Source organism: Ferrovibrio sp. (genome assembly GCF_046297895.1).
In the GTDB taxonomy this organism is placed as follows: domain Bacteria; phylum Pseudomonadota; class Alphaproteobacteria; order Ferrovibrionales; family Ferrovibrionaceae; genus Ferrovibrio.
This window is the reverse complement of the sequence record NZ_JBKBHC010000010.1, coordinates 12,072-28,912: the sequence shown is the minus strand read 5'-3', so window position 1 is coordinate 28,912 and position 16,841 is coordinate 12,072. Positions and strand designations below refer to the sequence as shown.

21 protein-coding genes and 1 other RNA gene are annotated in these 16,841 nt (G+C 66.3%); 12 read left to right on the top strand and 10 right to left on the bottom strand.

The features are described 5' to 3' along the window. Positions 1–14 precede the first annotated feature (14 nt). On the top strand, positions 15–1,181 hold the full coding sequence (locus ACK4FK_RS16825) for an MFS transporter (RefSeq protein ID WP_409746338.1): 1,167 nt from the start codon (positions 15–17) through the stop codon (positions 1,179–1,181). A gap of 48 nt (positions 1,182–1,229) precedes the next feature. Here ACK4FK_RS16825 and ACK4FK_RS16820 read toward each other — a convergent pair whose 3' ends face one another. Both ACK4FK_RS16820 and ACK4FK_RS16815 read right to left on the bottom strand, forming a co-directional pair. Further along, positions 1,230–3,410, bottom strand: coding sequence for a molybdopterin cofactor-binding domain-containing protein (locus ACK4FK_RS16820; RefSeq protein ID WP_409746337.1), 2,181 nt, complete (start codon positions 3,408–3,410; stop codon positions 1,230–1,232). Between the two features lie 2 nt (positions 3,411–3,412). Then, on the bottom strand, positions 3,413–3,874 hold the full coding sequence (locus ACK4FK_RS16815; protein ID WP_409746336.1) for a (2Fe-2S)-binding protein: 462 nt from the start codon (positions 3,872–3,874) through the stop codon (positions 3,413–3,415). 268 nt (positions 3,875–4,142) lie between these two features. On the opposite strand from ACK4FK_RS16815, the gene ACK4FK_RS16810 reads away from it, so the two are divergent. Beyond that, the gene (locus ACK4FK_RS16810; RefSeq protein ID WP_409746335.1) at positions 4,143–4,622 is read left to right on the top strand and encodes a winged helix-turn-helix transcriptional regulator; all 480 of its coding nucleotides are present in this window, start codon (positions 4,143–4,145) and stop codon (positions 4,620–4,622) included. Between the two features lie 6 nt (positions 4,623–4,628). Here ACK4FK_RS16810 and ACK4FK_RS16805 read toward each other — a convergent pair whose 3' ends face one another. Beyond that, positions 4,629–5,102, bottom strand: a complete 474-nt coding sequence (locus ACK4FK_RS16805) for a PAS domain-containing protein (protein ID WP_409746334.1) — start codon at positions 5,100–5,102, stop codon at positions 4,629–4,631. A 200-nt stretch (positions 5,103–5,302) separates the two neighbouring features. Between ACK4FK_RS16805 and ACK4FK_RS16800 the strand changes: the two genes are divergently transcribed. Then, a complete protein-coding gene (locus ACK4FK_RS16800; RefSeq protein WP_409746333.1) occupies positions 5,303–5,668 on the top strand; it encodes a hypothetical protein in 366 nt (121 codons plus the stop codon). A gap of 71 nt (positions 5,669–5,739) precedes the next feature. Here ACK4FK_RS16800 and efp read toward each other — a convergent pair whose 3' ends face one another. Then, positions 5,740–6,312: an elongation factor P gene (efp, locus tag ACK4FK_RS16795; RefSeq protein ID WP_409746332.1), complete on the bottom strand. Its 573-nt coding sequence runs from the start codon at positions 6,310–6,312 to the stop codon at positions 5,740–5,742. A 109-nt stretch (positions 6,313–6,421) separates the two neighbouring features. Between efp and epmA the strand changes: the two genes are divergently transcribed. From epmA to ACK4FK_RS16780, 3 genes are all read left to right on the top strand, one after another. Next, on the top strand, positions 6,422–7,486 hold the full coding sequence (epmA, locus tag ACK4FK_RS16790; RefSeq protein ID WP_409746331.1) for an EF-P lysine aminoacylase EpmA: 1,065 nt from the start codon (positions 6,422–6,424) through the stop codon (positions 7,484–7,486). Further along, complete coding sequence (locus ACK4FK_RS16785) at positions 7,465–8,154, top strand: extensin family protein (RefSeq protein ID WP_409746330.1); 690 nt, start codon at positions 7,465–7,467, stop codon at positions 8,152–8,154. Before epmA ends, ACK4FK_RS16785 begins: the two co-directional genes overlap by 22 nt. 116 nt (positions 8,155–8,270) lie before the next feature. Then, entirely contained in the window at positions 8,271–9,626 is a 1,356-nt protein-coding gene (locus tag ACK4FK_RS16780) for a DNA polymerase thumb domain-containing protein (protein ID WP_409746329.1), read from the top strand. Positions 9,627–9,632: 6 nt separating this feature from the next. Here ACK4FK_RS16780 and ACK4FK_RS16775 read toward each other — a convergent pair whose 3' ends face one another. Both ACK4FK_RS16775 and ACK4FK_RS16770 read right to left on the bottom strand, forming a co-directional pair. Beyond that, positions 9,633–10,238 carry a class I SAM-dependent methyltransferase gene (locus ACK4FK_RS16775; protein WP_409746328.1) on the bottom strand — a complete coding sequence of 202 codons (606 nt, stop codon included), beginning with the start codon at positions 10,236–10,238 and terminating at the stop codon, positions 9,633–9,635. A gap of 7 nt (positions 10,239–10,245) precedes the next feature. Continuing rightward, complete coding sequence (locus ACK4FK_RS16770; RefSeq protein ID WP_300296409.1) at positions 10,246–10,461, bottom strand: YdcH family protein; 216 nt, start codon at positions 10,459–10,461, stop codon at positions 10,246–10,248. A gap of 76 nt (positions 10,462–10,537) precedes the next feature. Here ACK4FK_RS16770 and ACK4FK_RS16765 point away from each other — a divergent pair, with 76 nt between their 5' ends. Then, positions 10,538–11,062 (top strand): TIGR02444 family protein, encoded by a 525-nt coding sequence (locus tag ACK4FK_RS16765; RefSeq protein WP_409746327.1) that lies wholly within the window; start codon positions 10,538–10,540, stop codon positions 11,060–11,062. On the opposite strand, the gene ACK4FK_RS16760 is transcribed toward ACK4FK_RS16765, so the two are convergent. After that, on the bottom strand, positions 11,059–11,790 hold the full coding sequence (locus tag ACK4FK_RS16760) for a UbiX family flavin prenyltransferase (protein WP_409746326.1): 732 nt from the start codon (positions 11,788–11,790) through the stop codon (positions 11,059–11,061). The two genes, ACK4FK_RS16765 and ACK4FK_RS16760, sit on opposite strands and share 4 nt — an antisense overlap. Positions 11,791–11,952: 162 nt before the next feature. Here ACK4FK_RS16760 and ACK4FK_RS16755 point away from each other — a divergent pair, with 162 nt between their 5' ends. Next, the gene (locus ACK4FK_RS16755) at positions 11,953–12,117 is read left to right on the top strand and encodes a YdcH family protein (RefSeq protein ID WP_409746325.1); all 165 of its coding nucleotides are present in this window, start codon (positions 11,953–11,955) and stop codon (positions 12,115–12,117) included. Between the two features lie 64 nt (positions 12,118–12,181). On the opposite strand, the gene ACK4FK_RS16750 is transcribed toward ACK4FK_RS16755, so the two are convergent. The 3 genes from ACK4FK_RS16750 to ACK4FK_RS16740 all read right to left on the bottom strand — a co-directional run bounded on the left by ACK4FK_RS16750 (position 12,182) and on the right by ACK4FK_RS16740 (position 15,046). Beyond that, entirely contained in the window at positions 12,182–13,807 is a 1,626-nt protein-coding gene (locus tag ACK4FK_RS16750; protein WP_409746324.1) for an acyl-CoA synthetase, read from the bottom strand. A gap of 134 nt (positions 13,808–13,941) precedes the next feature. After that, on the bottom strand, positions 13,942–14,268 hold the full coding sequence (locus ACK4FK_RS16745; protein ID WP_409746323.1) for a YnfA family protein: 327 nt from the start codon (positions 14,266–14,268) through the stop codon (positions 13,942–13,944). A 4-nt stretch (positions 14,269–14,272) separates the two neighbouring features. Beyond that, positions 14,273–15,046: a sulfite exporter TauE/SafE family protein gene (locus ACK4FK_RS16740; protein WP_409746322.1), complete on the bottom strand. Its 774-nt coding sequence runs from the start codon at positions 15,044–15,046 to the stop codon at positions 14,273–14,275. A 150-nt stretch (positions 15,047–15,196) separates the two neighbouring features. Here ACK4FK_RS16740 and ACK4FK_RS16735 point away from each other — a divergent pair, with 150 nt between their 5' ends. The 4 genes from ACK4FK_RS16735 (at position 15,197) to ACK4FK_RS16720 (ending at position 16,840) form a co-directional block, all read left to right on the top strand. Continuing rightward, positions 15,197–15,679: a hypothetical protein gene (locus tag ACK4FK_RS16735; RefSeq protein ID WP_409746321.1), complete on the top strand. Its 483-nt coding sequence runs from the start codon at positions 15,197–15,199 to the stop codon at positions 15,677–15,679. A 26-nt stretch (positions 15,680–15,705) separates the two neighbouring features. Beyond that, positions 15,706–16,041: a cell division protein ZapA gene (locus tag ACK4FK_RS16730; protein ID WP_409746320.1), complete on the top strand. Its 336-nt coding sequence runs from the start codon at positions 15,706–15,708 to the stop codon at positions 16,039–16,041. Between the two features lie 14 nt (positions 16,042–16,055). Then, a non-coding RNA gene (gene ssrS / locus ACK4FK_RS16725) (6S RNA) lies at positions 16,056–16,215 on the top strand. A gap of 22 nt (positions 16,216–16,237) precedes the next feature. Continuing rightward, entirely contained in the window at positions 16,238–16,840 is a 603-nt protein-coding gene (locus tag ACK4FK_RS16720; protein WP_409746319.1) for a 5-formyltetrahydrofolate cyclo-ligase, read from the top strand. Position 16,841: the final 1 nt, after the last annotated feature.

Below are 16,841 nucleotides of genomic sequence, written 5' to 3'. Positions count from 1 at the left end.
ATCCGGAGTTTCCCATGAGCGGCGAGCGTCGCACCATCGGCTGGCGGATCAGCCTCTATTTCGCCGCGCTGTTTCTGGTTCCCGGCGTGCATCTGCCGTTCTGGTCGGTCTGGCTGCAGTCGCGCGGCCTGAGCGCCCCGGAAATCTCGGCGGTGCTGTCCAGCGCGATTCTGATCCGGCTTGCCGCCGGGCCCACGGCCGCTCATCTGGTCGACCGCAGCGGCGCGCGGCGCCAGGCGATCATTGTTTTAAGCTGGGCCAGTTTCGCCCTGTTTGCCGCCTTCTGGTGGACGCATGGCTTCTGGCCGATCTTCCTGCTCGGCATCCTGCATGCGGCCATCTGGTCGCCGATCACGCCGTTCAGCGAAAATGTCGCCCTGCTGGCGGCCTCGCGCTACGGCCTGCAATACGGTCGCCTGCGGCTGTGGGGCAGCGTCAGCTTCCTCCTTGCCGCCTCCCTGGCCGGCTGGTGGCTGAAGGGGCGCGACGACGACTGGATCTTCGCCCTGCTGATGGCCGGCCTGCTGGCGCTGGCGCTGGCCAGCCATCTGCTGCCCGACCTGCGCCTGCCGCTGGACCGGCCCAGGCTGGCCGGCGCGCCGGTGCTGCGGCTGTTGCGCAACCGCCTGTTCCTCGCCTTCCTCGGCGCCAATGCCTGCCTGCAGGCCAGCCACGCCATGCTCTACACCTTCGGCACTCTGCAATGGCGCGATGCCGGCCTGAGCGATGCGCAGATCGGTTTTCTCTGGGCCGAGGGCGTGCTGGCCGAGGTGATCCTCTTCGCCTTCGGTCAGCGCGTGGCGCAGCATGCCGGCGGCGTCGGGTTGCTGCTGCTGGCGGCGCTGGGCGGCATCCTGCGCTGGAGCCTGACCGGCCCGGTGGCCGGCTTCGAATGGCTGGTGCTGCTCAACCTGCTGCATGCCGCCACCTTCGGCTGCGCCCATCTGGGCGCCATGCGGCTGCTGGCCGATGGCGTCGATGCCGATGCCTCGGCCACGGCGCAGACGCTCTATACCGGCGCCAATGCCACCGTGCTGGCCGCCGCCACGCTGCTGATCGGCCCGCTGTTTCCGTTGGCCGGCGGCCTCACCTATCTGGCCATGCTGCCGCTGTCGCTGCTGGGCGGCGGCTGCGCGCTGCTGCTGTGGCGCCACCGCCAGAGCCTGCGTTTCACGACATAAAAAAAGCCGGCGGCGTCGCTGCCGCCGGCTTTGTTCAGCACGGATGCTTTAAGCGGATTTCACCGCCTCGGGCAGGGGCAGGGCGCGGAACACCTGCTTCGTGCCGGCCATCAGCGCATTGGCCACCGCCGGCGCCACCGGCGGGGTGCCCGGCTCGCCGATGCCGGTCGGCTTTTCCTTCGAGGGCACGATATGCACCTCGATCTTCGGCATCTCGTGGATGCGCAGCACTTCGTAGTCGTGGAAGTTCGACTGCTCGACGCGGCCATCCTTCAGGCTGATGCCGGGCTTGATCGTGGCCGACAGGCCATAGCCGATGCCGCTTTCCACCTGGGCCCGGATGATGTTGGGGTTGATCGGGGTGCCGCAATCCACCGCCGCTACCACCTTGTCCACCTTCCAGCTTCCGTCCGGCTGCAGTGCCACTTCGGCCACTTCGGCGACGAAGGAGGCGAAGCTTTCATGCACCGCCACGCCGCGCATGCGGCCCTTGGGCAGCGGCTTGCCCCAGCCGGCTTTCTCGGCGGCCAGGTTCAGCACGCCGAGATGGCGCGGATGCTTGGCCAGCAGCTTGCGGCGCAGGGCCACCGGGTCCTGCCTCGTCTCGGCGGCGATCTCATCCAGGAACACCTCGGTGGCGAAGGCGGTGTGCGTGCTGCCCACCGACCGCCACCACAGCACCGGCACGCCGGTCTTGGTGGTGTGCAGTTCGACGCTCATGTTCGGAATGGCATAGGGCAGGTTGGCGGCGCCCTCCACCGAGGTGGCGTCGATGCCGTCCTTCACCATCACCGGCTCGAACGGCGTGCCGGCAATGATCGACTGGCCGACGATGCGGTGCTGCCAGGCGACGATGTTGCCCTGGGCATCGATGCCGGCCTTCAGCGCGTGGTGATACATCGGGCGATAGCGGCCGCCCTGGATGTCGTCCTCGCGCGTCCAGATCAGCCGCACCGGCGCCTTGCCATCAATTGCTTTCGCAATCTCGGCGCCTTCCACGATGTAGTCCGACACCGTATTGGCGCGGCGGCCGAAGCTGCCGCCGGCGAATAGGGTGTTGATCTTCACCTGCTCGGGCTTCAGGCCCAGCACGCGGGCGGCATTCATCTGGTCGATGGTCTGGAACTGGTCGCCGGCCCAGATTTCCGCGCCGCTGGCATCATATTTCACCACGCAATCCAGCGGCTCCATCGGCGCATGGGCCAGGTAGGGGAAATCGTAGGTCGCCTCGATCACCTTGGCGGCCTTGGCGAAGGCCTCCTCGACATTACCGTCCTTGCGCGCCGGCAGGCCGGGTTTCTTGGCCAGCTCCCTGTATTCGGCCATGATCTGGTCGCTGCCGCGTTTCTCGGCATTGGTCTCGTCCCATTCGATCACCAATGCCTCGCGGCCTTTGCTGGCGGCCCAGAAGTTTTTTGCCACCACGGCGACGCCATTGGAAATCTGCACCACGTCAACCACGCCGGGCACGGCTTTTGCCTTGCTGGCGTCAAGGCTTTTCACCGTGGCGCCGAACAAAGGCGCGCGCTGCAGCAGGGCAGTCAGCATGCCGGGCAGTTTTACGTCGATGGTGAACTGCGCCGTGCCGTTGCTCTTGGCGCGGCTGTCCAGCCGGGCTACCGACTTGCCGATATACTGGAACTTGGCCGGGTCTTTCAGTTGCACCTCAGCTGGCGGCGTCATGGTCGCAGCCTTGGCCGCCAGCTGGCCGAAGCTGGCCTTCTTGCCCGACTTGTGGCTGACCACGCCCTTGTTCACCACGATTTCGGCGGCCGGCACTTTCCATTGCTCGGCGGCGGCGGCCACCAGCATGGCGCGCGCCGTTGCACCGGCCTTGCGTAACTGATCCCACGAATTGGCCATGGCGGTGCTGCCGCCGGTGCCCTGTACAGGGCCGAAGGCCAGGTTGTTGTAGAGTTTGGCGTCGGCTGGTGCGCCCTCGGCGCGGATCTGCGCCCAGTCGGCATCGAGCTCCTCGGCCACGATGGTGGCGAGGCCGGTATAGACGCCCTGGCCCATCTCCAGATGCTTGGACAGCACGGTGACCGTGTTGTCGGGTGCGATGCGGATGAAGGCGTTCATCATCTTCGGCGCGGCCGCGGCCTGTGCCATCGCGTTACGCGGCGCCCAGTGAAAGCCGACCACGAGGCCGAGCGAGGCGGCGGCGCTGCCTTGCAGGAAACGGCGACGCGACGCGGTGGGGAATTGGATCTTCGTCTGGTCGGTCATGATCAGGCCCTCACGGTCTTGGCGGCATCGTGGATGGCGGCGCGAATGCGCACATAAGTGGCGCAGCGGCAGATGTTGCCCTGCATGGCGGCGTCGATATCGGCGTCGCTCGGCTTGTTGTTCTCGGCCAGCAGCGCCACGGCCGACATCACCTGGCCCGACTGGCAGTAACCGCATTGCGCGACCTCGTGCTTCACCCAGGCATCCTGCACGGCCTTGGCGATCTTGCCCGACAGGCCCTCGATGGTGGTGACCTTCTGGCCGGCGATGGCCGACAGCGGCGTGGAGCAGGCGCGCACCGGCTGGCCTTCCACATGCATGGTGCAGGCGCCGCATTGCGCCATGCCGCAGCCGAATTTGCTGCCGGTCAGGCCGATCTCGTCGCGTACGGCCCACAGCAGCGGCATGTCGGGATCGACATCCAGCGTGACCGGGCGTCCGTTGAGGGTGAATGAAATAGCCATGGTGATCCTCCACTGGGGCGGTGTGGAATGTGATGGATGGGCCGGCCTTTCAAGAGGGTGTGCCGGCTGTGAATTTTCAATGCTGTGAATATGGGCCGAACATGCGGCCCCCCTGCTGGTAAAACGAACTATAGCTTATCGGGCTGAAGGCAAGACCTCGTGATTTTGTCTGATCCTGTGACGGCGGACAGAATATCGCCGGTCGCATCCGCGTTTCGGAACGCGTATCCTGTCCGCATCAGCAAACCTATATCGGGCCCCGCAGATCATGAGCAATAAGGCACTTTCGACGACCGATAGGCACCTGCCGGAAACCATGCCGCCCGCCCTGCGCCCCGAAGCGCCTGCAGCCTGCGCCGAGGGCGGCTGCTACATCCCGCCCGAGGCCGAGGAACTGGTGCGCGAGGTGATGGTGCGTTTCGGCGACAAATGGAGCCTGCGCGCCATGGACGAACTCTATGAACGCGGCGCCATGCGCTTTTCGCGCCTGCGCGAAAGGCTGGATGGAATCAGCCAGAAGATGCTGACCCAGACCCTGCGCCAATTGGAGCGCGACGGCGTGGTGGTGCGACAGGTGTATGCAGAAGTGCCGCCGCGCGTGGATTACGCGCTGACGCCCCTTGGCGTGGAACTGACCGAGGCTTTATGCGGCGTATGGGAATGGGCAATCCGCCACAGCGCGGCGGTGACGGCGGCGCGCGATGCATATGATGCGCAGGCTGCATCGGGCGTGAAGCCGCCCCTCTGACCTGCGCTAGCTCGCCAGCGCGCTTGGGTTCTGCGGCAGGCTGTCGCCGTCATTGGCGGGCAGGGGATAGATCGCCATCAGGATGCGGTCGACGGTGACGCCGTCCTCACTCAGCGGCAGCAGGATCTTGGCCATCTGGGCATAGATCGTGCTGTTGGATGAATTGTCATGCACCAGATGCACCGGCTCGCCGCGCGTCACGCAGTCCAGGTAACGGCGGATCGAACGGAAACCGTTGCCGCAGATTTCATCCAGATACCGGCCGGTAACGCCGAAGCCGCGATAGTCGTCCAGCCGCGTGCCCGACAGCAGGACACGGAAGCGCAGGCGCTGCGCGCGTTCCACTGCCACGATGCCCAGATTTCCCAGCCATGGCCGCAGGCTCTCCGGCGTGAAATCGCTGCGGCTTGGCAGCCGGCGGTTGCCGCGTTTGCTGCGCCAGAGGGCTTCCAGCGCGGACAATTCCTTCGGGTATGACATGACACATCACTCCCATGATGGCCGCAGGCCGGCATAACCTGTTGGCCGGCGCGGATGAAATTCGACGCGTGAAAGCTTGGTACGGGAAAATGGATGATCGCGGCGCATCGTCGTCGCGCCGCCATCTACCGCGGGCATGGCATCGCGGCTGTGCCATCGGTCACAGTTTGCTAAACTCCCGCAAAACCGGGGAGGCGACCATGATGGCGCTCGATGACGTGGTCGACACCTATTGTGCGGCCTGGAACACATCCGATGCCGGTGAGCGGAGCCGCCTGTTGCGCGTGGCCTGGACGGACGATTGTCGCTACAGCGATCCGATGGTTCGTGATCTCGACCGTGCCGCCCTGGTGGCGCATATCGGCGCGCTGCTGGAGAAATTCCCCGGCAGCGTCATCCGCCGCACCAGCATGGTCGACAGCCATCCTGGCGGCCTGCGGTTCGGTTTCGTGCGCCTTGCCGCCGATGGCAGCGTGATGCGGGAGGGGGTCGATTTCTGCCTGCTGGGGACGGGCGGGCGGCTGCAGCGCGTCACCGGCTTTTTTGGCCCGCTGGTCGCCCTGTGAACAAAAGCTGTGAACAAAAAACCCGCCATGTCGCCATGGCGGGTTGATTGCAGATGCAAGCGCCGGCCGGATCAGTCCTTGGCGCGTTCCAGGTAGACGCCGCCTTCGGCGATGTTGATCACAATGCGCACGCCGGCGGAAACATGCGGCGGCACCATCACACGCTGGCCGTTTTCCACGATAGCCGGCTTGTAGGACGACGAGGCGGTCTGCCCCTTCACGGTCGGCTCGGTCTCGGTGATCTCCATGATCACGGTCTGCGGCAGGCTCACCGATACCGGCTTGCCTTCATACAGCGCGATCTCGACCTTCATGCCTTCCTGCAGCCACACGGCCTGGTCGCCCACCACATCGGCCGGCACGGAGATCTGTTCGTAATTCTCCGAGTCCATGAAGGTGTACATGTCGCCTTCGGCATACAGGTAGCTGAACTCGCGGGTGTCGATGAAGACGCGTTCGACCGACTCGGTGGTACGGTAGCGTTCGGTGGTCTTGATGCCGGTCGACAGGTCGCGCAAGTCGAGCTGGGTCACCGGGGTGCCCTTGCCGGGCTGGATGTTCTGCGCGGTGATCACGGCGAGCAGCTTGCCGTTGATCTCCACCACGTTGCCCTTGCGGAGCTGGTTGGCGTTCACCTTGGCCATAAACGTATCTCCGGAAACGAACAGCGGGCCCGTTGCGGACCCGCTTGCTAAAAAACCGCGCGGAAACTATCAGGTCAGAACCCCCCGCTCAACCCGAGTCGCGGCGAAAATGCAGAATTCCGGCCCTTCCGGCGCCACCCCCTGGTGGCATCCCGAACTCTACGCCCGCCGCCGGCCCAACCTGCTGCTGCGCCAGGGGGTATTGCAGGCGATTCGGGCCAGTTTCGGCCGCCAGGGCTTCGTCGAGGTCGAGACCCCGGCCCTGCAGGTTTCGCCCGGGCTGGAGCCGCATCTGAAAGCCTTCGAAACCCGGCTGGAACATCCCGACGGTTCCACCCGGCCGCTCTATCTGCACACCTCCCCCGAATTCGCCATGAAGAAGCTGCTGGCGGCCGGCGAGGAAAAGCTGTTCCAGCTCGCCCCCGTCTTTCGCAACGGCGAACGCGCCGCCGCCCATCATCCGGCCTTCCTGATGCTGGAATGGTACCGGGCTGGTGTGGACTACCGGGCCATCATGGCCGATTGCGAGGACCTGCTGCGCGACATCGCCGCCGCCTGCGGCAGATCGGTCCTGCGCTGGCAGGCACAGCAGGCCGACATCGCCGCACCCTGGCAGTATCTGACCGTGCAGCAGGCGTTCGAAATGCATGCCGGACTCGACCTCGATGCCTGCATCGGCGCCGATCCGCTTTATCCCGATCTGGCGGCGATGCGTGCCGCCTGCTCCGGCATCGGCATCCGCGTGACCGAGGGGGATGGCTGGGACGATCTCTATTTCCGGGTCGCGCTGGATCGCGTGGAGCCGAAACTCGGCCTGGGCGCGCCGACGGTGCTTTACGATTATCCGCTCCACATGGCGGCCCTGAGCCGGCCCAAGCCGGAGCAGCCAAGGCTGGCCGAGCGCTTCGAGCTCTATGCCTGCGGCATGGAACTGGCCAATGCCTTTTCCGAACTCACCGATGCGGATGAGCAGCAACGCCGCTTCGAGGCCGACATGGCGCTGAAAAAACGCCTCTATGGCTACGATTATCCCATCGACGCCGATTTCATCGCCGCGTTGCGGCACGGCTTGCCTGCCTGCGCCGGCATTGCGCTTGGCGTGGACCGGCTGGTGATGCTGCTGGCCGGCGCCAGCCGGATCGAGGAGGTACTGTGGCTGCCAGTTTCAGAGTAAGCGCCGGAATAGTCGCCGCCCTCGGCCTCATGCTGCTGGCATCGGCCTGCGCGCCGCGCCAGTCGGCCCGGTCGGTACCGCAGGCGCCGCCTGCGCCCCATGCCGGGGCGCTGCTGTTCTGGCCCAACCGCGATCCGATCCAGTCGGCCTGCCTGAACGACCTGCAGGCCACCGGCGCGCAGTTCGAGCTGATCGCCCAGGCCGAGCCGGGCAAGGACGGCTGCACCCTGCAGAACGGCGTGAAGCTGATCCGCAGCAGCCTCACTCTGAACCGCCCGGTCGAGCTGACCTGTCCGATGGCCCTGCGCCTGGTGCAGTTCGAACAGGAGGTGCTGCAGCCCGAGGCGCAGAAGCTGTTCGGCCAGTCGCTGGTGCAGCTCAACCATGCCGGCGGCTTCACCTGCAAGGCGATGACGGGCAATGGCAGCCGCATCAGCGAGCATGGCCATGGCCGCGCCATCGACATCTGGGGCTTCATGCTCGGCGACGGCACCAGGCTTTCGGTGGCCGAACAGTTCCGTGCCCGCGGCCGGGAGGGGCAGTATCTGCGCGAGATGAACCGCGCCGCCTGCCGCTATTTCTCGGTGGTGCTGGGCCCCAATGCCGATGCCGCCCATGCCAAGCATTTCCACTGGGATATCGGCCAGTGGAAACGCTGCGGCGCATAGCGCCGCAGCAAAAAAGCAGGCGCCGTTCGGCGCCGGGGGAAACGCTGCGGTGCGTAATGCCTGTCCGGAGAATGTTCCTATTTCGTTTCTATACATAACCCGGTAAATTCCCGGGCATGTCCGCCCCAGCCGTCAGCCGCCTGTCGAAAGCCGCCCAGAGCAGCGCCGCCCAGAATAGTGCAATCCAGCGCGCCGCCTGGGAGGCGTCTTCGCTCGACTGGCTCTATCTCGATCTCAACAGCTATTTCGCGTCCGTCGAGCAGCAGGAGAATCCGCGCCTGCGCGGCAAGCCGGTGATCGTGGTGCCGGTGATGAGCGAGACCACCTCGGCGATTGCGGCGTCGTATGAAGCCAAAGCTTTCGGCATCAAGACCGGCACGCCGGTCTGGGAGGCAAAACGCCTCTGCCCCGGCATCGCCCTGGTCGATGCCCGCCACGATGTGTATGTCAAATACCACCACCGCATCCTCGAAGAGGTCGACCGCCATATCCCGGTCTACAAGTCGTGGTCGATCGACGAGGTCTCTTGCGAGCTGATGGGCCCGCAGAAGCTGGAACCCGAGGCACGCGCGCTGGCCCATCGCATCAAGGCCGGGCTGCGGCAGAATCTGGGCGAATGCATCCGCTGCTCCATCGGCATCGCGCCCAACCAGTTCCTCGCCAAGCTGGCCAGCGACATGCAGAAGCCCGACGGCCTGACGGTGATCCACCGCCACGAATTACCTGAACGCATCCTGCCGTTGCCGTTGCGCGATTTGCCGGGTATCGGGCCGAACATGGAGCGGCGGCTGAACGAGGCCGGCATCCGCAGCATCGAACAGCTCTGGGCGCTCGATCCGCGCGAGGCGCGCGCCATCTGGGGCAGCAAGGAGGGCCCGGCCTTCTGCGCGCGGCTGCGCGGCTATGGCGATTATCACCAGTCGTCGGAACATCGCAGCGTCAGCCATGAACATGTGCTGCCGCCGCAATTCCGCGACGCCGACTCCGCCTTTCTCGTCGTGCGCCGGCTCTGCACCAAGGCGGGCAGCCGCCTGCGCCGCATGGGTTATCTCGCCTCGGGCTTTTACCTGAAGGCGCGGTTCGAGACGGGCGAGCGCTGGGCCGCTGATTTCCGCCTCACCCAGACGCAGGATAATTTCATCCTGCTCGATGCCGCCGAGCGGCTGTGGCAGGCGATGCTGCGGGAAACCGGCCCGCGCCGCGGCCGCTTCAAGAAGGTGGGCATCGCGCTGCACGGCCTGGTGCCGGAACAGCAGGTCACGCTCGATCTCTTTTCGGGCGGTTCGGGACATGAGCGCAACCCGCAACAGGCGGCGGCCCGCGCCAAGCTCTCGGCGGTGATGGACAGGCTGAACGGCAAGTTCGGCAAGGATACCGTGCATCTGGGCGTCCTGCCGGGCCACCGCGCCGATTTCATGGGCGCCAAGATCGCCTTCAACCGCATCCCCGATGCGAAGGAATTCATCGAATAGCCGGCGTCAGGCCGGCCGTTCCAGCACCAGAAAACTCCAGCGCACGTCGCCGCGGCCCAGCATGTCGCCGCGCGTGTTCCGGTGCAGCAGGGCAAGACCGTGGCCGGCCGCCGCCGCGATCACTTCCTCGGCCGCCACGTCGAACATGCGCCGTCCTTCCGGCACCGGGCCATGGCGCAGCGACAGCGCCAGCCGGCCCTGCGGCGCCAGCAGCGGCGCGACGGCCGCCATGGCGCGCTCGCGCTCGCCTGCATCCAGATGCATCCACACCGCCGTCAGCATCACGAGATCGAAGGCCTGTCCGGCGGCGCTCAGACGCGGCAGGTCGGGCAGGGCATCGTCCAGCCAGCGGATGTCCAGGCCGGCATGCAGGCGTTCGCCATGGGCCCGCAGTTCCGCTGTCGGTTCGGTGGCGGTGACCGTAAAACCGCGCCGCGCCAGGGCGGCGGCATCGCGTCCGGTGCCGGCGCCGATATCCAGGGCGTGGCCAGGCGGGGCGGGGATCAGGTGCAGGATGTCGCGATGCACGTCCTCGAAGCGGACGCTTTCATACTGAGCGGCGAGGGTATCGGCGGCCTCGGCATAGCCGGCCGTGCTGACAGGATTGCTCATGTGGCGATCAGGCGATGATGTCGGGAATCAGCAGATTCTCGATCTTGGTGATCTGGTCCTTCAGGGCCAGCTTGCGCTTCTTCATGCGCTGGATCTGGATCAGGTTCAGATGCGGCTGCTCGGCCAGGGCGGCGATGGCATCGTCCAGGTCGCGATGCTCGGCGCGCAGATCGGCCAGCTTGCGCTGCAATTCCTCGGTATTGATCGGCCCTGGAAAATTCATGCCGTGACTCGATGGATGCGGCCCGGAGGTTCCCCGGGCTTTCGCCGGGGCCGGAAAGGCCGTAACCATAGCACGGATGATCGCGCCCGACACAGACGCAAAGCCCGGCTTCTGGGCTTTTTCCCTCACGCTGTATGACCGTCCGGGGGTGGCCGAGGCCTGCCTGGCCCTGCAGGACGGTTTCGGCGCCGATGTGAACCTTCTGTTGCTGGGCTTCTGGCGGGCGCGGCAGGGTTATGCCGGCTGGGTGCCCGGCGAGATCGCCCGCGTTCAGGCCGCCGCCGCCCCGGTCAATGCCGCACTGGCGCCCCTGCGGGTGGCGCGCCGGGCGCTGAAAGCGCTGCAGGCTGCCGAGCCGGCCGCCGAGGCCCTCTATGCCGAGGCCAAGGCGCTGGAACTCAAGCTGGAACAGGTGGCGCAGGCCTGGCTGGCGGGCGCCGCCCGCATCAGCCCGGCGGCGCGGCGGAAGCCGCCGGTACCGCGCGAGGCCGAGATGCTGGCCGCCGCCGAGCATCTGGCCGCCTATCTGGACCATCTGGCGCCGGGCAATGCCGATATCCTGCCGGCCGGGGCCCGGCTGCTCGACGCGGCCTTCGCCTAGACGTCCTTGCGCGGCTTGCCGGTCCAGCGTTTCACCAGCCCGCTGTCGATGCCAAACAGGTCCAGCACGCGGCCGACCGTGTGGTTGATCAGGTCGTCCAGGCTCTGCGGCTGGGCATAGAAGCCCGGCATCGGCGGCGCCACGATGGCGCCCATTTCGGTCACGCTCGCCATATTGCGGATATGGCCCAGATGCAGAGGCGTCTCGCGCGGCACCAGCACCAGGCGGCGGCGCTCCTTCAGCGTCACGTCGGCGGCGCGCGACAGCAGGGTGCCGGTCACGCCGGTGGCGATCTCGGCCAGCGTCTTCATCGAGCAGGGCATCACCGCCATGCCCAACGTCTGGAACGAGCCCGACGAGATCGCCGCGCCGATATCGGCAATCGGATAGACCTTGTCAGCCAGGGCTTTCACCTGCTGCGGCGCATACGATGTTTCATAGGCGATCGTCATCTCGGCGGCACGGGTCATCACCAGATGCGACTCGATACCGCTGCCTTTGAGCGATTCCAGAAGCCGGATGCCGTAGATCACGCCCGATGCGCCGGTGATGCCGACCACGAGGCGGCGTTGTGCGGGTGCACGGACTACCGGCTTGGCCGGCAGCGGCACCGCTTTGGCGAGCAATGCCGCGGATTTCCGCCGTGCCGTGGTCTGGCCCGGCTTGGGGGCCGCTACCGGCGATACGGTTTTTTTCTGGGTCGATCTGGTTTTTGTGCGGCGCGCCATGCGCTGGTCTCACGATCTGAGGAAATTTTTTCGAAGGGGGCTGACAATCCGGGATGGCGATGTTTAACTCATATAGTGCGCGTATCGAGATGGACGCGCCGCCCGAAGCGACGGCATGGCCCGCTCGACTGACGCGCTCCGAACCGAAAGGAGGAGCATGCGATGAACAATCCGGCGCATCTCGACACTCTCATCGAAAAACATCACAGCCTGCAAGCGGCGATCGATGACGAGATCCACCGCCCCCTGCCCGACCAGGTTCGCCTCACCCAGCTCAAGCGCGAAAAGCTGAAGCTGAAAGAGGAAATCTCCCGCTACCAGCAATAAGCCACCGGCAATAAACCGCCGCGACTGACGCAGCGGCCGCCGCCGCAAGGCGCGCGCTGGGCGTTCAGGCCAGCTTCTTGGCCTGCTCGCGCAGCTCGAACTTCTGGATTTTGCCGGTCGAGGTCTTCGGCAACGCACTGAACACCACGGTCTTCGGCACCTTGAACTTGGCCAGCCGCTCCTTGCAGAAGGCGATGATCTCGTCCGGCGTGGTCCTGGCACCGTCCTTCAGCGTGACGAAGGCGCAGGGCGTTTCGCCCCAGTGCGGATCGGGTCGCGCCACCACGGCGGCCTCCAGGATGTCGGGGTGCATGTACAGCACGCCCTCGACCTCCAGCGTGGAGATGTTTTCGCCGCCCGAGATGATGATGTCCTTCGAGCGGTCCTTGATCTGCATGTAGCCGCCGGGATGCAGCACCGCCAGGTCGCCGGAATGAAACCAGCCGCCGGCGAAGGCCTCCTGCGTGGCCTTCGGGTTCTTCAGGTAGCCTTTCATCACCACGTTGCCGCGGAACATGATCTCGCCCATGGTCTCGCCGTCTTCCGGCACGCGCTGCATGGTCTGCGGATCGAGCACGGTGACGTCCTCTTCCACGTGATAGCGCACGCCCTGGCGCGCCTTCATCGCCGCCTTGTCGGGCAGAGGCAGCTTGTCCCATTCCTCATGCCAGTCGCAGACCACGGCGGGGCCGTATACTTCCGTCAGCCCGTAGACATGCGTGACGTCGAAACCCATGTCCTCCATCGCCGCCAGCACGGCGGCCGGCGGCGCGGCGCCGGCGGTCATGCATTTCACGCCGGGCTTGAGTTTCGCTTTCACCTCGGCCGGTGCGTTGATCAGCATGTTCAGCACGGTGGGCGCGCCACAGAAATGCGTCACGCCCTGGTTCACGAAACTGTCGAAGATCAGCGCCGGGTCCACCTTGCGCAGGCAGACATGCACGCCCGCCAGCATGGTGATGGTCCAGGGGAAACACCAGCCGTCGCAATGGAACATCGGCAGGGTCCACAGATAGACCGGATGCTTGGGCAGACTCCAGGTCACGGCGTTGCCCATGGAATTCAGGTAGGCGCCGCGATGATGCGTCACCACGCCCTTCGGGTTGCCCGTCGTGCCCGAGGTATAGCCCAGCGCGATCGCGTCCCATTCGTCCAGCGGACCCTGCCAGGGATATTCGAAATCGCCCAGCTTGATGAAATCCTCGTATTCGATGGCGCCGATGCGCTCGCCCGTGGTGATCGCGGGGTCGTCGATGTCGATCACATAGGGTTTGGTCTTGCACAGCTTCAGCGCCTGTTCGGTGACGGCGGAGAATTCCCGGTCGACGAACAGCACCTTGGCCTCGCCATGCTCCAGGATGAAGGCGATGGCGGCGGCATCCAGGCGGGTGTTGATCGGGTTCAGCACCGCGCCGGTGGCCGGCACGCCGAAATGCGCCTCCAGATGGGCGGGGATGTTGGCGGCGATGATCGCCACCGTGTCGCCGCGCCGGATGCCGCGCCGCGCCAGCGCCGAAGCCAGCCGGCGGCAGCGCACGAACAGCGTGGCGTAATCGTAATGCCGGCTGCCATGCACCACGGCGGTGCGGTGCGGAAACACCTCGGCGGTGCGGCGCAGGAAGCTCAGGGGCGACAGCGGCTCGTAATTGGCCGGGTTCTTGTCGAGATCGCGGTCGTAGATCGTGGTCATGCGCTTCCCCCTGCGAAACCTGCAGTCCTGCGGACGCGGCCAAGCTAGACCAGATTATACGCCACCGGCAACGTCTCGGGCCTGATATCCATTTGCATTACGGGGATTTAACGCAGATGGGATGAACAGGCCGGTCAGGCGCTGCGCGGCCCGAACAGGATAAGGCCAGCGCCGGTCAGGCAGATCGCCGCGCCGATCAGGTCCCAGCGGTCCGGCGCGTGCCTTTCCACCGCCCACAGCCAGAGCAGCGAGGCCGCGATGTAAACGCCGCCATAGGCGGCATAGGCGCGGCCGGCGAAATCCGCCTCGACGCGGGTCAGCAGCCAGGCGAAGGCGGCCAGGCTGACGAGGCCGGGCAGCAGCCAGAGCGGCGAGCGGTCCAGCCTGAGCCAGGCCCAGAAGGCGAAGCAGCCGGCGATCTCGGCTAAGGCGGCGGCGGCATAGAAGGCGATGCTGCTCATGGCCTCACCATAGCTGCAGGCCGAAACCATCGGCCAGCAGCTTCAGGCCGCACAGGAAAATGATGGCGTTGACCGACTGGTAGAAAAAGCGGTCGCTCAGCTTGTGGTGCAGCCACAGGCCCAGATAGACGCCGGCAATGGCGATGGGTATCAGCAGCAGCGAGGTGCCCAGGTTGTCGGGCGTGAACTGGCCCAGCCACCAGTAGGGCACCAGCTTCACGTAGTTGATCACGGCAAAGAAGATCACCGTGGTGCCCATGAAGATGGTCTTGTCCAGCCGCAGCGGCACCATGTAGACCATCAGCGGCGGATTGCCGGCATGGGCGATGAAGCTGGTGAAGCCCGAACAGGCGCTCCAGAACAGGCCTTTCGGCAGGCTGTGCGGCGCGGGCGTGTCGTCGATGCGGCCGAACCAGCGCTGCAGCGGGAACAGCACGGCCACCGCGCCGACGATAAGCTGGATCGCCTGGTTGTCGACCCAGCGTGCCGTCAGCGTGCCGACGCCCACGCCCAGCAGGCCGCCGGCCAGGATGGTGGGCAGGCAGCGCCGGTCCCATTTGCCGCGAAATCCCCATAATCCCGCCAGGTCCATGGCGCACAGCACCGGCAGCATGATCGCGGCCGCCTGCAGCGGCGGCAGCAGCAGGCTGATCAGCGGCAGGGCGATCAGAGCGGAGCCAGGCCCGAATCCCCCCTTGCTCAGGCCCACGATCAGCACCGCCGGCAGGGCGGCGGCATAGAACCAGGGATCGGCGATCATCGGCAGGGAGGAAAGCATGGTGCGGCCGGAACAAAGCGGGGCTGGAAACGTTATGGCCCGGCTATCGGGCCGGGCGTCGGGTAGGGCGGTTCGGTTGACGCTGCAACAGGGCGAAGTTTATCTTCCATATCAAGTTTGTCGTACAACACCAATCAGCAGAAAGAGCCGATGCAAACTGGCGTCTCCGCAGCGGTTGCCGCGATGGAGCAGGCGGTGCGGCGTCTCGATGCCGCCCTGGCGCAGCGCGCCAGCGCCTTCCGCGCCCTGGCCGAGCAGCATGGACTGGCCGTCGCCGAGCTGAAAAGCCTGCGCGAGGAGCTGCAGGCTGCCCGCGCCGAGGCCGATGCCCTGCGCGAACGTGCCGCCCTGGTGGATGCCCTGCGCGAGGAACTCGCGCAGATGCAGCGCGAGGAGGAGGCGGGCCATGCCGCGGTCCCCGCCGCCGCCCCAGTTGCCCAGCCGGTTCCCCAGCCTGCTCCACTCGCGGCCGCCCATGGCGGTGATGCCGAGATCACCGCGCTGAAGGCCGAACTGGCGGCGGCGCGCGCGGCGCAGGATGAAATGCAGGCTTTCCAGGCCGGCATTGCCGCCAGGCTGGAGGCGACGATGGCGCGGCTGCGCCAGGCGCTCGACAGCCAGGCTCAAGGTTGAGATCTGGGCTGAGAACGGAGGCTGCAATGGCGATGGTGAAGGTCACGGTCAACAGCCGCCTCTACGAGATCGGCTGCGACGATGGTGAGGAGGATCAGGTCCGCCGCCTGTCGCAGGTTCTGGATGCCCGCGTGCGCGAACTGGCGGCCCTGGTCGGCCAGGTTGGCGAGGCCCGGCTGATGCTGATGACGGCGCTCACGCTTGCCGACGACCTCGAGCAGGCGCAGCGCGACGTGGCGGCCATGCGGCAGGAGGTCGCGGCCTTCCAGGCGGAGCAGAAAACCGCCACGCAGGGCGCCGATGCCCTGGTCGGACTGGCGAAACGGCTGGAAGACATTGCCGCGAGGCTGGAGAGCACCTAAATTAAGGGCAGGACGGTGTGCTGCCCGGTGCGTCAGGCTTACATAACCCTGGGGCCAATGCTCATCTCTGAGGGAGCTGTCCCTGGCCGGAACCGTGGTTTCGATCATACGGCGCCCACCTGGTACGCCAGGCCACAGAGGTTAGTTCACGCCAACGGCCAGGGTGGGCTCCGTCCGCATTTTTCCCGACAGCCGGATGCCCCTGATTTCCGATCCCGACCTCGATCGCCGCAAGGCCGGCCTGCGCGCGAAGTTGCAACAGCGCCGCCGCGAGGCGAAGGCGGCCAATGGCGCGGCCATTGCCGCGTTGGCGGCGCAGCGGTTCCTCGCCGCCATCCCGGTGCAGGCCGGGCAGGCGGTGGCCGGCTACTGGCCGATGGACGACGAGCTCGATCCGCGTCCCCTGATGCAGGCATTGCAGCAGCGCGGCGCCATCCTCCTGCTGCCCGGCGTGGCGATGCGGAAGGCGCAGCCGCTGGCCTTTCGCCGCTGGGATGATATATCCGCCACGCCGCCGGCCGGGCGCTTCGGCATTCCCGCGCCGCCCGCGGATGCGCCGGCGCAGACGCCCGATATCCTGATCGTGCCGCTGGTCGGCTTCGATGCGGCCGGGCACCGCCTGGGCATGGGCGGCGGCTTCTACGATGCCACCCTGGCCGCCCTGCGGTCTGCCGGACCTGTATTGGCGGTCGGTTATGCCTTCGCGGTGCAGCAGGTGGCGGAATTGCCATCCGGGCCGCTGGATGAAAGACTGGATTGGGCGGTGACCGAGCGCGGGGCGCTCAAGTTCGAAAGATAGA